Here is a 14,921-nt window from a genome sequence, read left to right as displayed (position 1 = left end):
AATTAATGACCTTCAAAATCCACTAAAGTGAAAGGCTCAACACCCAATTGGCGTAAGCGTTCTTCTCCGCCTAAATCTGGCAAGCTAATCACAAAAGCGGCATGCTTCACTTCGCCACCTAAGCGTTGTACCAATTTAACGCAAGCTTCTACTGTGCCGCCTGTGGCTAATAAATCATCGATAATTAATACTTTATCGCCTGCTTGGATCGAATCGGAATGGATTTCTAGCGTATCTTCACCATATTCTAATTGATAGTTTTGTGAGATCACTTCACGTGGTAATTTGCCTGGCTTGCGCACTAAAATAAAAGGTAATCCTAAAGCCACAGCAACAGGCGCACCAAAAATAAAACCTCGCGATTCAGTGCCGATAATTTTAGTAATACCACTCTGTTTAAATTTTTCTGCAATTAAATTAATTGTGGCAGAAAATGCAGCAGGCACTTCGGTTAAACTGGTGATATCGCGGAAAATAATTCCTTCTTTTGGATAGTTGGGAATTGATTTAATGGAAGATTTAATGAGTTGTTGTAATTCGTTCATAACTAGTCATCTTAAAAAGTGCGGTTAAAATTAAGCGAATTTTAACTTAGGATTAATCAGCGGAGAAATAGTATCATAGAAAAAACAAAAAATGCGGATAAATTTTACGATTTATTGTTATTATGATTTATAAATATTCTCGTCGTTTTTACGCGTTCTTAATAGTTGCAAAATCCATGCATATTGTTCAGGACTTGGCGTAACAAAACGTTCAATTTCTTCATTCATGGCACGAGCGGATTGCTGAGGATCATCACTCAGTTCCATGCAAGGATGAATTTCCATTTGATATTTGCCGAGCTGCGCGTTGTAGCGTGGAAACATTGGAATAACCACAGATTTACTTAACTTCGCCATTTTATTTAAACCCGGCAAAGTCGCCTTATAGGTGGCAAAAAAGTCCACAAATTCGCTGGCTTCAGCACCAAAATCTTCATCAGGCAAATAATAACCCATTTCGCCTTTTTTAATCGCAGCAAGAAAAGGTTTAATGCCATTTTGTCTTGCGTGCATTTTGCCGCCAAAACGCTCACGAACCGCAGTCCATAACCAATCCACCAACGGATTACGATGGGGATTATACATAGAGGTCATTGGCATACCATGGGTATGCAGAATAATACCCGATGCATCAATTGCCCAACTGTGTGGCACCATCAGAATAATATTATGCCCTGCTTGCTTTGCTTGTTGGATATATTCTAAACCAATAAATTCACTACGACGATGTAAATGCGCTTTAGATCTTAATGCGATTTCGCCAATACCAAGCATGACTTGCGCTAAAGTAACAAACATCTCATTAATCACTTGTTCGCGATATTGCTCAGTCCACTGAGGAAAACAATATTGCAAGTTTACTCTAGCTCGGTGTGCTTGTTTTTTCGCTTTACGCGCTACAATGACACCGATTTTAGCCGCCAATTTATCGCGTAATTTATAAGGAATAAAAGCCAATAGCGCCAAGAACGCCATTCCCAACCAAATTCCCCAATATTTTGGTTTTAAATAAGACCATGAAAATTGTGGCTCATAGCCCACACGTGCAGTTAATCGCACATTTTGTTGTGTATCCATTAACTAAACCAACCTTGATCAAACGCCATTTTAATCGTCATGATAAAAGACATAAGCACAACCATTGGACGAATGAGGGCTTTTCCCTTACTTAGCACCATTTTTGCACCTAAATTTGCGCCGATAATTTGCCCTGCCATCATGGCAAAACCCACCGTCCATAAAATTTTCCCACTGGCTAAAAATGCCAATAAAGAAGCAATATTTGATGTAAAATTCATCACTTTCGCATGAGCTGTGGCTTTAGTTAAGTTAAAACCAAGCAACATTACAAAGGCTAAACTAAAAATGGATCCTGTTCCAGGTCCAAAAAAACCATCATAAAATCCGACGCCAAAGCCAATAGTAAAAGCAAAAGCGGAATAAGAAATACGTTTTTGTCTGTCGTTTTCCCCCAATGTTGGAGTGAATAAAAAATACAGACCAATGGTGAGAATTAAAAAAGGTAAGACTTTTTTTATCACCGAACTATCAATAAGTTGGATCAAAATACTGCCTAATAACGATCCAATAAATGTCATCACAATCAATAGCCAAACTTCTTTTACATTAATGGCTTTCTGACGAATAAAATACAAGCTAGCGGAAAAAGAACCACCGCAAGCCTGCAGCTTATTCGTGCCTAATGCTATCGCAGGCGGAATTCCCAGCATTAATAATGCAGGAATGGTAATTAAACCTCCGCCCCCAGCAATTGCATCAATGAAGCCGGCAATAAATGCCACTGCAAATAAAAGCGCTATTAATTCTAAAGCAATTTCCACCGCACTTTCCTATTATTCCAACCACTCGCTACGTTTTGGCGAATTTAAAATTTGTTGACATAAAAATGGTTCAGGTGGCGTTACTTTTGGTTTAGTTGACGCAGTGGATGGCTTTTTCGGTTCAAACCATGAATAAAGCTCCGCACCACAACCATCGCCAGCAGGAACCGCAGCTTGATCTTCACAATAAGCTGCCCCCTGTGGACAAGCTAAACGCACATGGAAATGGCTATCATGTCCATACCAAGGACGAATTTTTTGTAACCAACCGCGCTCTGCTCGTTCAGACTGACAAAGTTTCACTTTAATCGCTGGGTTAACGAAAATACGCGTCACTTTGGGATCCTGAGCCGCTAATTTAATTAAAGTAAAATGGTTTTGATTCCAAATATTCTCATCCACTCGTTGCGCTGCACGATTAACAACCAGTAACCCTTTACCATCAGAATTTAAAGCGTCAGAGTCCGACATTTCGCCCATGCGTAACCAAATATCTGCATCCAATCCCATTTGATGACTAGCATGCCCCGTTAAAAAACGTCCACCACCTGGCATAGCAATATCGCCCACCAACATTTTTGGCAAGCCCGCATTTTTCACACGTTTACCTAGGCGTTGTAAATATTGAATCATATCAGGATGACCATAATAACGGTTTTTATTCATACGGATCACCTGATAGCCATCGCCTTTATAAGGCAATGCTTGCGCACCAATAATACAACCATTGGTATAAGTTCCCACTGGTTCTGCTTTTCCATTTTCAGTAGGAATAGGACGTTTTACGCGTTGCCAGTCCACTGGTGAGGCAGATACCATTGTTGCTGCTAAAAGTGCGGTTAAAAAAAGAGAGGTTTTATATAATTTTTTCATTTTATACCAGTTTAAATAAGTTATTCATTATTTACATTGTGCTTTAAAACGTAACAAATGATCCAATAACACAATTGCGACCATCGCTTCTGCGATAGGTACTGCTCGAATGCCCACACAAGGATCATGACGGCCTTTGGTCACCACTTCAACTTCTTCATTATTCAGATTTACTGAGCGCCCAGGGATAGTAATACTGGAAGTCGGTTTTAATGCGATGGTTGCAATTATCGGTTGACCCGAGCTAATCCCCCCTAAAATGCCTCCTGCATGATTTGACAAAAAGCCTTGTGGTGTCATTTCATCGCGATGTTCTGAACCTCGTTGTGCCACCACAGCAAAACCATCGCCAATTTCAACTGCTTTCACTGCATTAATCCCCATTAATGCATGGGCAAGATCCGCATCAAGGCGGTCAAAAACAGGTTCGCCTAACCCCACTGGCACATTCTCTGCTACAACGGTAAGTTTCGCCCCAATTGAATCGCCTTCTTTTTTCAAAGTGCGGATCAATTCATCGAATTTTTCCACCGCACTTTGATCCGGACAGAAGAAGGGATTACTATTTACATAATTCCAATCAATTTTCTCTAACTGCTGTTGCTCAATTTGAATATCGCCAATTTGAGATAAAAAGCCACGAATTTGAATACCAAATTGTTCACGCAAATATTTTTTAGCAATGGCGCCTGCTGCCACACGCATTGCAGTTTCTCGAGCAGAAGAACGACCACCACCACGATAATCACGCAAACCGTATTTTTGTTGGTAAGTAAAATCAGCATGCCCTGGGCGGAAACGATCTTTAATTTCGCCATAATCTTGCGAACGCTGATCCCCATTTTTGATTAACATACCAATACTGGTGCCAGTGGTTTTACCTTCAAACACACCAGACAAAATCTGCACTTCGTCATCCTCACGACGCGGTGTGGTATAACGAGATGTTCCCGGCTTACGACGATCTAAATCGGGTTGAATATCTGCTTCAGAAAGGCTCATTCCCGGTGGCACACCGTCAACGATACAGCCCAATGCAATACCATGCGATTCACCAAAAGTCGTTACACGAAACAACTGCCCAATACTATTTCCTGCCATATTATTCCCTTAATTTGGTAATGTTAATTTGGTTTCTGATACTTTAATTTCTTCATTCGTTGTATTGTTTTTAATAAAGACATCCAACTGATTAAAGGCAATATCAATATTATTTTGGTTAAATAACTCATTCACACGACGATTTAAGAAATCAACCGTCGGGTTACGATCACTTAACTTACCCACATATAAACGCAATTCGTGATCTAAGGTGCTTGCCCCAAAGGTTAAGAAATACACGACAGGTTCTGGATCTTTGAGTACACGATCACATTCACTTGCCGCCTGTAATAAAAGTTGCTTAGTTAATTCCAAATCGGAGCCATAAGCGACCCCCACTTGAATAACCACTCGAGTTACTGAATCATTTAATGCCCAGTTCACAATGCGATCTGTAACGAAAGACTGGTTAGGAATAATCACTTCCTTACGATCAAAATCAATAATAGTGGTTGAACGAATACGAATTTTTGAAATGGTACCTGAGTATTCGCCAATGGTCACTACGTCCCCGACTCGGACGGGACGTTCAAATAAGATAATAATGCCCGAAACAAAATTCGCAAAAATCGCTTGTAAACCGAAACCTAAACCAACAGAAAGTGCAGCGAAAAGCCATTGTAATTTTGACCAAGACATTCCCAAGGTCGAAAAGGCTAAACTCGCACCAAATGCAATAATAAAATAGGTTAATAATGTGGTGATGGTATAAGGCGTTCCCTGTGAAAAATCAAAGCGAGAGAAAATTAAAATTTCCAAAATACCGCCAATATTACGCACTAAGGCATAAGTTACCATCACAATAATAATCGCCAGTAGCAGATTAAGTAAGGTGATGGATTCTAAAACGGTGCCAGTTTCCGTTACGACGGCTTGCTGCCAAAGTGTCACGCCTTGTAAATAATAAGCAACGCCAATTAAATCGGCCCAAACCCAATATAACATCGCAAATAGAACGACCATTAAAATCAAATCTGTCATACGTAAGATTTGATCTTTCACCTGTGCGATGCCTAAGCTTTCATTTTGTTGTAAATCAACACTTAAGCCTAATTCTTCCTCCGATTCAGATCGCGCTAAAGCTTGTTGCTCACGTTTTTCTTTAAAACGTTGATAGGTTAAACGACGAGAAGAAACGCCTAAACCGCGATAAATCACATTACGTAATACTAACCAAATCACGCACACGAAATAAGAGGACATCAGATGATCCATCAAATTAAGCGCGGTGTAATAATAGCCCATTGCTACCAGTACAGTGAGTACAATCGGCGAAATCACTAATAAAATGCGAATAATATGGAATATCCAATGGATTGTTTTGCTTTCTTGTGCCTTCGCCGAATTACCATAAGATTTCACCGCACTTTGCATACGCAACCCAATGATAAATAACGAAATGATCAAGACTGAGATCGTCATTACCTGACCAATCACATCATTTGGAATCCCTGTTTCTAAATGAGTGAAAATTGAAGCATTAATCCATAATGCAGAGATCCATACTGAACGTTTAAGTACTTTATGGAAGGTTTCTACACTTTCTTTCGGCATATTGAAATGACGATAAGCAATGCCATCAGGATGTAACATGGCGAGCATAAAAGCGAAGAACCACCAATAGATCCCCATTTGCAGAATCCAAGGGAAAACCACGAATGGATCTTTTAAACACACATAAGCGGCAAAGAATAAACTGGCTATAAAAAATAAAGTGCTTGGTAAGCATAATATAAGCACCAATGCAATGGCTTTAGGCGTGTTCCAATGGCTATCAGAATTAAGTGTATTCACTCGTTTAGCAATTTCTTGCAAATGTTTACCAATCTTTTGTTTTTGTGAGCGAATAAAGAATGCCACCGCCAATAGCACCACAATTAATGCACCGGTTGAAATAAAATCATTACGCCAATTGGAAAAATCAATTAATTTAACAATTTCAGTTAATTCAAGCTGTAGCGCAGGCAAAAAATTAGCAAACCAATCTAAATCAATAGGCGCATTACTTCTTACCCAGAAACTCTGTTGTTGTAATTTACCCTGCAATTCATCACTAATTGCTGTCACTTGTTTTTGGTTTAATTCAATGGTAATCGCTAAATTTAATTGATTATTTAACGAATTCACAATATCTGATAAGAGTTTACGACGCTCTTGTAATACTGGGCCTAACTGTGTTTTTTCTGCTGTAGTAAAGGTCGTTTTACTTTTTGCTTCTAAATTCGCAATATAAGTTTGGATATCATAAAGATTATCGCGCTCTTCCGTTACATCAAAAATTTTCACGCGTAAATCGGTAATACGTTTAGATAAACCGCTAATCATTTGATCTTGCGGCAATAAATTTTTTTGCTTATTGATAATGCGAGATAACACCAATGTGCCTTGTAATGCACTAATTTGATCATCAATGTTGCGCTGTGTTTGCTGTAAATTATCTAACACATTTTTAATACGGATATTATCTTGCGATAAAGTATTCATTAATGTGGTTTGCTGAACTAATTCTTGGCTTAGCTTCACATTCAGCTCTAACTGTTCCGCAAGCAAAGGATTACTCACATCTGTTTTGTCTTGTTGTTTGGTCAGCTGATCCGCTTGCAGTTTAGATTCATCAAGATATTTTTGGTTAATCGCATCCTGTAACGCTGCAACTTGCGCTTGTAACTGAGTTTGCTCCAAATTTTTATCTTCTAATTGGATAGAATAAAGGGAGGTGATGGCATTATTTCCTTGTAAAGCCAATTTATTGAAGTTGTTTTGCAGTTCAATAAAAACGAGCTCTGTTTCTAACCGCACTTTCTCGGCTGAAGTGAGCGTGCTATTCGCTAAGGCTTTATTAATTTCTTGTGTACGCGTTAAGTTGGCATTTAATGTGGCTTGCGCTCGTTCAGGCGCAGTTCTAATCATCGTAAGATCAGAATTTAATGTGGTAAGCACATTTTGAATTTGCTGCAATTCTTGCTGTGCCGAGGTTAACTTAGCTTGCATTTCAGCTGTGCTGAGTTTCGTCAAATCTACAGAAGTCGCAACTGTCTTCTTTAAACTATCTAAATGCTGCTGCGTTTTAAGCGTTAGGCTAGGAGCATTATTAATTTTATCTTCAAGCTGTTTAATTTCTGCTTTTTGTTGACTAATTCTAGTTAAAAAATTCAGCGTTTCTTCTAAATTTTGCACCACAATTTTATTATTAGGATCATTTTGATCTGCCGATTGTGCAGTTTTCAACTGCGACTGAATATCCGCCTCCGTTGGCAAATCAGCAAAACTGATGCTTGGCAATGCCATAAACACCGTAAAGAGTAAAAATAACTGGCGGATTGTTAAAAATTTATTCATAAAATTATCCTAATAAACGTGTTAATTCCTTGGCTAAAGCAGCCCTTGATATTTTAATTGCGCCCTGTTCACCTACTTGTTGTGGCAGCGGAAGATAACAAACTGGTTGTTTAAATTTTTCAATTCTATTACTTAACCATAATTTGAGTTCATCTACAAGTGCGGTGGAAAATTCAGTGGAAAAAACAATAAAAGCTACTGGGCGATAACCAAATTCTTCATCAGCTTTAGGTAAAATAAATACCTGCTTCACTTGAGGATGACACAAAATGAGGTTTTCAATTTCTTCTGGTTGAATATTTTCACCACCAGAAATAAACATATTATCCAAACGACCTTGGATATAAAGTTCCTCACCGTTCCAATAACCTTTGTCTTTAGTCTGTAACCAGCCTTGCGAATTCGTTAATGGTTGAATTTTTCCTTGAGCATAATACCCCAAACCTAATCCCGCACCTTTTAACCAAATTTCATTATCAACAATTTGGAACTCTCTCCCTTGCAATAAATTTCCCACACCAGAAGTCGAATCACATTTTTTTGCAAATACTGTAGAAGCCATTTCTGTCATGCCATAACCACAATAAGCTTGGATACCAAGTGCGGTTAAATTTTGCGTTAATTCTGCGGGAATATGTGAGCCCCCCAATAAAACTGAGCGAATTTGCACCGCACTTTGCGGATGTTGCTGCCAATAATCCAATAAACGCTGCGCTTGGGTTGGTACTAAAGATGCATGAGTTGAGCGGAATAAATCTGCATAAAAATTATCACTAGGCAAAATCAGCTCAGCCCCTTGTAACAACCAACGCCACACAATGCCCTGTCCTGACACATGATATAAAGGCAAAGAAAACAACCAACTGTCTTCAGTGCTAAAGTGCATTAACTCACACACGCCTTTCGCATTATCCAAATGGTTTTGCATAAGATGAATAATAGCTTTTGGGGTGCCTGTTGATCCTGAAGTCAGCGTTAAAGTTAAACTTTGCGCTGAAAATTGAGGATTGTTCCATTGTTGAATAATACGATCGGATTGACAATCGATCCAATAGCGGATGCCATTCTGCTCACATAATGTAGCGATTTTAGCTTGAGGAAAGGCAGGATTAAGCAATAATACGGGCATTTCGCATTGCAATGCTGCGAGATAATAACTCAACAAGGCGAAACTATTTTTGCCTGAAATTGCAATAGCAAAGCCAGTTGAATCAGGCAATTGCTTTAGAATAGCGACTTTTTGCGCAATTTGCTCATTCAGTGCTGACCAAGTAAAAGCAATGCCCTGCGAAAAATCTCGCAAGGCAATCTTATGTGGATATGTGCTGGCATATTGTTGCCAAGGGAACAAATCTGTCACGATTAACCGCCAACGAATGCGTTTTTAACCTCTTCAATCACTTCATGTGGCAATTTCATTTCGCGCATAACAGCTTCTAACATGATCATTTTACGACCGCTATTATTATTGGTAATCACCCAATAAGGCGTGTTAGGAATCGCTTTCGGTTTGGTATGATTGCCCGCTTGTAATAATGTTTTCTCATCTTGCGCAAAATAAAGACGCGTTCTTCCTTGCACATTTTCAGAAGCAATAGCATTAGCAAAGGCTGTTGGGTTGATTTGATAAAGTGCAGTTAAAAGTGAAAGGAAACGTAACACGCCTTTACTCTCTTGTTTGAAAGCTTCTGATGCCAATAATTGCAAAATAGGATTTAAGGTATTTTGATCAGATAATACCTTGTCGTTACCTAAATCTTGTTGATTTTGCACCGCACTTTCCAAGCGCATTTCCATTTGCTCAACAGGTTTGACTTCCGTTTGAGTTGGAACGGGTTCAGGCTCAACAACAGGTGTCACTTCTAACGCAGTAGAACTCACACTTGAAGAAGATAAATGTAATAAACGACGTAAAATATCGGAGGCGCTTTCGCCAATAGATTGGGTATGACTAGCAATGTATTGGTATAATTCTTCATCAACTTCAATAATTTTCATTTATGCTTCTCACAAAACTTGATTCAAATAAGGATTTCTCGCATTATACCCGCATCTTTGTAAATTCTCCATGTAAAAAATAATGTCAATTCAACAATTACTTCACTACCAATTTACACCTTGTGAAAACAGCAAACAACCTACCTTAGTCTTTATTCATGGATTATTCGGCGATATGAATAATCTCGGCGTGCTTGCGCGAGCTTTTAGCGATCACTACCCTATTTTGCGGGTTGATTTGCGCAATCATGGACAGAGTTTTCATAGCGATGAAATGAACTATGAGGCAATGGCACAAGATATCGTGAAATTAGTTGAACATTTACAATTAGATAAGCTGATTTTGATTGGTCATTCCATGGGCGGAAAAACCGCAATGAAAGTGGCGACGCTAATTCCTGAACTCATAGAAAAGTTAGTTGTAATTGATATTGCGCCTGTGGCTTACTCTCATCGCTGGCATGATAAGGTGTTTGCAGGATTGTTTGCGGTCGCTGAAAGCAACGCAGAAACACGCCAACAAGCAAAACCAATTTTGGCAAAATATATTGAAGATGAAAGCGTACAGCAATTTATGCTGAAATCTTTTGATATCAATTCTACACAAAAATTTCGCTTTAATTTCACCGCACTTTATCAGCATTATGATGAGATTATGGGCTGGGATAATCAAGTTGCCACAAAAGTAAAAACACTCTTTATTAAAGGTGGTTTATCCAACTACATTTCAGAGCAAGATACAAATGCTGTTCTTGCGCAATTTCCTCTTGCCACCTCATTTACCATTAATGGCGCGGGACATTGGGTGCATGCAGAAAAACCGGAGTTTGTCATTCGAGCAATTCAACGTTTTTTACAATCAGATTAATCGTTTTTAACATTTAATTTATTGTGGAATTATGGTATAGTTCAACAAATTTTCTCTAGTAGTCAATCATTCTCATTATTAATGGCATGATTGTTAGTATGAAATTAAACAGTGAATTAAAACATGGCAAAGCAAGATGCAGATTGCATTACATTAGATCTCTTTGCTGATCAACGTCGAGTAGGAAGACCAAGAACAAATCCACTTAGTCGTGAACAACAAATTCGGGTAAATAAACGTAATCAACTTCGCCGCGATCGCTCAAGTGGTTTAAAACGTGTCGAATTAAAATTACACCTCGAATTAGTGCAGCAATTAGAAGAACTCGCTTCAATTAATAATATAAGTCGATCTGAAATGATCGAAAACATCTTACAAGATTACTTCAATATTCAAGGAAATAGGTAAATAACATGGCTATTGTTGGTTTATTTTACGGTAGTGACACAGGCAACACAGAAAATATTGCGAAAATGATCCAAAAGCAACTAGGCAGCGAATTAGTTGATATTCGTGACATCGCCAAAAGTAGCAAAGAAGACATTGAAAAATATGATTTTTTAATGTTCGGTATTCCGACTTGGTATTATGGCGAAGCACAATGTGATTGGGATGATTTCTTCCCAACTTTAGAAGAAATTGATTTCACAGACAAATTAGTCGCGATTTTCGGTTGTGGTGACCAAGAAGATTATGCAGATTATTTCTGCGATGCCATGGGTACTGTTCGTGAAATTATCGAACCACATGGCGCAATCGTGGTAGGTCATTGGTCAACAGAGGGATATAGTTTCGAATCTTCACGTGCATTATTAGATGAAAATACCTTTGTAGGTTTATGTATTGATGAAGATCGTCAACCGGAATTAACTGCCGCTCGTGTTGAAACCTGGGTTAAACAAGTTTACGATGAAATGTGTTTAGCTGAATTAGCATAAGGAATGTTAATATGTCCGAAGAAAATATCAAACTATTAAAAAAAGCTGGGTTAAAGATCACTGAGCCTCGCTTAACCATTTTAGCCCTTATGCAAGAGCATAAGATGGAACATTTCTCTGCTGAAGATGTATACAAAATGTTGTTAGAGAAAGGTGAAGAAATTGGTTTAGCGACCGTTTATCGTGTATTAAACCAATTTGATGAAGCAAAAATTTTGGTTCGTCATAACTTTGAAGGCAACAAATCGATCTTTGAATTAGCCCCGACAGAACACCATGATCACATCATTTGTGTGGATTGCGGAAAAGTCTTTGAATTCAATGATACTATCATTGAAGAACGCCAAAAAGCGATCAGCAAAGAACATGGTATTCAACTGGAAAACCACAGTTTATATCTCTATGGAAAATGTACTGATATTAACAAATGTGAGAAATAAATTCCTCCCAAAAGTGCGGTGAAAAACACCGCACTTTTTTCTTATTTTTTGCCTAAAAAAGCCAATTACCTTTAGGCGAAATTGCCCTTTTTATGCTATAATTTCGCTAATTTTTTTATACAGATTAGGAAATTATCAATGTCTGAATTAACACAAGATATTATCCCTGTGAGCATTGAAGAAGAACTAAAATCTTCTTATCTTGACTATGCCATGTCGGTCATTGTTGGACGTGCGTTACCCGATGTGCGCGATGGTTTAAAACCTGTACACCGACGCGTTCTTTTTTCAATGGATCAAAGCGGCAATACACATAATAAATCCTATGTAAAATCGGCGCGTGTTGTGGGCGATGTTATCGGTAAATACCACCCACATGGCGATAGTGCGGTTTATGACACCATTGTGCGTATGGCTCAGCCCTTTTCTTTACGCTATATGCTTGTGGATGGTCAAGGTAACTTCGGTTCAATTGATGGCGATGCGCCGGCTGCAATGCGTTATACCGAAGTACGTATGCAAAAAATCACACAGGAATTATTAACTGATTTAGACAAAGAAACCGTTGATTTCTCGCCAAACTACGATGGCAAAGAAATGATTCCTGATGTGTTACCAACGAAGATTCCAGCACTTTTAGTCAATGGTTCATCAGGTATTGCTGTGGGTATGGCAACCAATATTCCTCCGCATAATTTAGGCGAGGTGATGGATGGCTGTCTTGCTTACATTGATAACGAAGATATCAGCATTGATGAACTCATGCAATTTATTCCAGGTCCTGACTTTCCAACTGCTGCACTGATTAATGGTCGTCGAGGTATTGAAGAAGCATATAAAACAGGCCGCGGTAAAGTTTACGTTCGTGCGAAAGCGACAGTTGAAGTAAATGATAAAGGACGTGAGCAAATTGTTATTACCGAAATTCCTTATCAAGTCAATAAAGCAAAATTAGTAGAAAAAATTGCTGAATTAGTGCGTGAAAAGAAAATTGAAGGTATCGCTAATGTGCTTGATCTCTCAAGTAAAGAAGGGATCCGCCTCGAAATTGATATTAAACGCGATGCGGTCGGCGAAGTGGTCTTAAATCATCTTTACGCGCTGACACAAATGCAAGTCACCTTCGGTATCAATATGGTCGCTTTAGATCATGGTCAACCGCGTTTATTCAACTTAAAACAAATTATTGAAGCCTTCGTCAAACATCGTCGTGAAGTCGTTACTCGCCGCACAGTGTTTGAATTACGCAAAGCTCGCGAGCGCGCACATATTTTAGAAGGTTTAGCAATTGCTCTCGCTAATATTGATCCTGTTATCAATTTAATTCGTGCCTCAAAAACAGCAGAAGAAGCTCGTGAAGGCTTATTAGCACAACCTTGGCAATTAGGTAATGTTGCGCCAATGTTAGAAGCCGCAGGCGTTGACGCTTCACGTCCTGACGACTTACCAAAAGAATGTGGTATTCACAATGGCGAATACTATCTTTCAGATGCGCAAGCTCGTGCAATTTTAGAATTACGTCTACACCGTTTAACCGGTTTAGAACATGAAAAAATTGTTGATGAGTATAAAGAAATCTTAGTTCAAATTGGCGAATTATTACACATTCTGACCAGCACAGATCGTTTGCGTGAAGTGATTCGCGAAGAATTAGAATTAGTTAAACAAAATTTCAATGACGCTCGTCGAACAGAAATTACTGCTGCTTCTGGCGATATTAATTTAGAAGATCTCATCGCACAGGAAGATGTGGTTGTTACCCTTTCTCACGAAGGCTATGTGAAATATCAGCCATTAACTGACTATGAAGCACAGCGTCGCGGTGGTAAAGGAAAATCTGCGACCAAAATGAAAGAAGAAGATTTCATTGAGCGTTTATTAGTGGCAAATACTCATGACACTATTTTATGCTTCTCAAGTCGCGGTCGCCTCTATTGGTTGAAAGTCTACCAATTACCACAAGCAAGCCGCGGTTCACGTGGACGTCCAATTGTGAATATTCTACCATTAGAAGAAAATGAACGTATTACCGCTATTTTACCAGTAGCCAACTACGATGAAGATAAATTCGTGGTGATGGCAACCGCTGGCGGTATTGTGAAGAAAACTGCCCTCACCGAATTTAGTCGCCCACGTTCAAATGGTATCATTGCATTAAATTTACGTGATGAAGATGAGTTAATTGGCGTAGATATCACCGATGGTAGCAATGAAATCATGTTGTTCTCTGCTCAAGGTCGCGTGGTCAGATTCAGTGAAAATGCTGTTCGAGCAATGGGGAGAACCGCAACAGGTGTTCGTGGAATCAAACTTGCGCTTACCTTAGAGATGTCTGATGATGAAAGTGCGGTGGAAATTGAAGACGTTTCTGACGATAACGTAGAAGACAGTTTAGATTTAAATATCGACAAAGTGGTTTCCCTTGTGGTACCAAAAAATAATGGCGAAATTCTGACTGCAACTCAAAACGGTTATGGTAAACGTACAAAATTAGAAGAATATCCGACGAAATCACGTAATACCAAAGGTGTTATTTCCATTAAAGTAAGCGAACGCAATGGCAAAGTAGTTGCTGCAACACAAGTGGAAGAAACAGACCAAATTATGTTGATTACAGACGCGGGAACGCTTGTGCGCACTCGTGTGAGTGAAGTCAATATTATTGGACGTAACACGCAAGGTGTTCGCTTAATTCGTACTGCAGAAAACGAACAAGTTGTTAGCTTAGAACGCGTAGCTGAACCAGAAGAAGATGAATTTGATGGTGAAAGCGCGGTGGAAAATTCGGAAGAATAATCGACTGTTCTGAGTAACATAAAACCAGTTGTTAAAATTAAAATGCGGTGTATTTTTAATCGTTATAAAAATCGATAAAAATACACCGCACTTTTATTATGATCTAAATCACAAAACGGAAATTTAACCTTCTTCTAACATTCACTTCCTACCTCGCAAGTGGTAAACTCCATGTAGTTTAT

General features: G+C 38.8%; 13 protein-coding genes. 5 read left to right on the top strand and 8 right to left on the bottom strand.

Translation table 11 applies throughout. From position 1 onward, the window contains the following. Positions 1 to 2: 2 nt before the first annotated feature. The 8 genes from apt to seqA all read right to left on the bottom strand — a co-directional run bounded on the left by apt (position 3) and on the right by seqA (position 9,697). On the bottom strand, positions 3 to 545 hold the full coding sequence (gene apt, locus ACT2CV_RS01765) for an adenine phosphoribosyltransferase (protein ID WP_464972732.1): 543 nt from the start codon (positions 543 to 545) through the stop codon (positions 3 to 5). 120 nt (positions 546 to 665) lie between these two features. Beyond that, positions 666 to 1,622, bottom strand: a complete 957-nt coding sequence (lpxM, locus tag ACT2CV_RS01760; RefSeq protein WP_464972733.1) for a lauroyl-Kdo(2)-lipid IV(A) myristoyltransferase — start codon at positions 1,620 to 1,622, stop codon at positions 666 to 668. Beyond that, positions 1,622 to 2,386 carry a TSUP family transporter gene (locus ACT2CV_RS01755; RefSeq protein ID WP_464972734.1) on the bottom strand — a complete coding sequence of 255 codons (765 nt, stop codon included), beginning with the start codon at positions 2,384 to 2,386 and terminating at the stop codon, positions 1,622 to 1,624. The genes lpxM and ACT2CV_RS01755 overlap by 1 nt, the downstream gene beginning before the upstream one ends. Positions 2,387 to 2,398: 12 nt before the next feature. Beyond that, a complete protein-coding gene (gene mepA / locus ACT2CV_RS01750; RefSeq protein ID WP_464974021.1) occupies positions 2,399 to 3,205 on the bottom strand; it encodes a penicillin-insensitive murein endopeptidase in 807 nt (268 codons plus the stop codon). 81 nt (positions 3,206 to 3,286) lie between these two features. Then, on the bottom strand, positions 3,287 to 4,360 hold the full coding sequence (aroC, locus tag ACT2CV_RS01745; protein ID WP_464972735.1) for a chorismate synthase: 1,074 nt from the start codon (positions 4,358 to 4,360) through the stop codon (positions 3,287 to 3,289). 9 nt (positions 4,361 to 4,369) lie between these two features. Then, a complete protein-coding gene (gene mscK, locus ACT2CV_RS01740; protein ID WP_464972736.1) occupies positions 4,370 to 7,699 on the bottom strand; it encodes a mechanosensitive channel MscK in 3,330 nt (1,109 codons plus the stop codon). 4 nt (positions 7,700 to 7,703) lie between these two features. Continuing rightward, the gene (menE, locus tag ACT2CV_RS01735) at positions 7,704 to 9,050 is read right to left on the bottom strand and encodes an o-succinylbenzoate--CoA ligase (RefSeq protein ID WP_464974022.1); all 1,347 of its coding nucleotides are present in this window, start codon (positions 9,048 to 9,050) and stop codon (positions 7,704 to 7,706) included. A gap of 11 nt (positions 9,051 to 9,061) precedes the next feature. Next, positions 9,062 to 9,697: a replication initiation negative regulator SeqA gene (gene seqA, locus ACT2CV_RS01730; protein WP_464972737.1), complete on the bottom strand. Its 636-nt coding sequence runs from the start codon at positions 9,695 to 9,697 to the stop codon at positions 9,062 to 9,064. 82 nt (positions 9,698 to 9,779) lie between these two features. Between seqA and ACT2CV_RS01725 the strand changes: the two genes are divergently transcribed. From ACT2CV_RS01725 to gyrA, 5 genes are all read left to right on the top strand, one after another. Further along, on the top strand, positions 9,780 to 10,565 hold the full coding sequence (locus ACT2CV_RS01725) for an alpha/beta fold hydrolase (protein ID WP_464972738.1): 786 nt from the start codon (positions 9,780 to 9,782) through the stop codon (positions 10,563 to 10,565). Positions 10,566 to 10,688: 123 nt separating this feature from the next. Beyond that, complete coding sequence (gene ybfE, locus ACT2CV_RS01720; RefSeq protein ID WP_464972739.1) at positions 10,689 to 10,973, top strand: LexA regulated protein; 285 nt, start codon at positions 10,689 to 10,691, stop codon at positions 10,971 to 10,973. A gap of 5 nt (positions 10,974 to 10,978) precedes the next feature. Next, positions 10,979 to 11,503: a flavodoxin FldA gene (gene fldA, locus ACT2CV_RS01715; protein WP_464972740.1), complete on the top strand. Its 525-nt coding sequence runs from the start codon at positions 10,979 to 10,981 to the stop codon at positions 11,501 to 11,503. Positions 11,504 to 11,514: 11 nt separating this feature from the next. After that, positions 11,515 to 11,943, top strand: coding sequence for a ferric iron uptake transcriptional regulator (gene fur, locus ACT2CV_RS01710; RefSeq protein ID WP_464972741.1), 429 nt, complete (start codon positions 11,515 to 11,517; stop codon positions 11,941 to 11,943). Between the two features lie 138 nt (positions 11,944 to 12,081). Continuing rightward, entirely contained in the window at positions 12,082 to 14,739 is a 2,658-nt protein-coding gene (gyrA, locus tag ACT2CV_RS01705) for a DNA topoisomerase (ATP-hydrolyzing) subunit A (protein ID WP_464972742.1), read from the top strand. Positions 14,740 to 14,921 lie beyond the last annotated feature (182 nt).

This window comes from Reella acinonychis (assembly GCF_052384575.1).
Lineage (GTDB): Bacteria > Pseudomonadota > Gammaproteobacteria > Enterobacterales > Pasteurellaceae > JBQSUQ01.
This window is presented reverse-complemented; position numbering and strand designations above follow the sequence as displayed.

What these genes read in the sequence shown, in the direction of transcription:
- apt (WP_464972732.1), bottom strand. Translation starts at nt 545, where the DNA reads ATGAACGAATTACAACAACTCATTAAATCTTCCATTAAATCAATTCCC.
- lpxM (WP_464972733.1), bottom strand. Translation starts at nt 1,622, where the DNA reads ATGGATACACAACAAAATGTGCGATTAACTGCACGTGTGGGCTATGAG.
- mepA (WP_464974021.1), bottom strand. Translation starts at nt 3,205, where the DNA reads ATGGTATCTGCCTCACCAGTGGACTGGCAACGCGTAAAACGTCCTATT.
- aroC (WP_464972735.1), bottom strand. Translation starts at nt 4,360, where the DNA reads ATGGCAGGAAATAGTATTGGGCAGTTGTTTCGTGTAACGACTTTTGGT.
- mscK (WP_464972736.1), bottom strand. Translation starts at nt 7,699, where the DNA reads ATGAATAAATTTTTAACAATCCGCCAGTTATTTTTACTCTTTACGGTG.
- seqA (WP_464972737.1), bottom strand. Translation starts at nt 9,697, where the DNA reads ATGAAAATTATTGAAGTTGATGAAGAATTATACCAATACATTGCTAGT.
- ACT2CV_RS01725 (WP_464972738.1), top strand. Translation starts at nt 9,780, where the DNA reads ATGTCAATTCAACAATTACTTCACTACCAATTTACACCTTGTGAAAAC.
- ybfE (WP_464972739.1), top strand. Translation starts at nt 10,689, where the DNA reads ATGGCAAAGCAAGATGCAGATTGCATTACATTAGATCTCTTTGCTGAT.
- fldA (WP_464972740.1), top strand. Translation starts at nt 10,979, where the DNA reads ATGGCTATTGTTGGTTTATTTTACGGTAGTGACACAGGCAACACAGAA.
- fur (WP_464972741.1), top strand. Translation starts at nt 11,515, where the DNA reads ATGTCCGAAGAAAATATCAAACTATTAAAAAAAGCTGGGTTAAAGATC.
- gyrA (WP_464972742.1), top strand. Translation starts at nt 12,082, where the DNA reads ATGTCTGAATTAACACAAGATATTATCCCTGTGAGCATTGAAGAAGAA.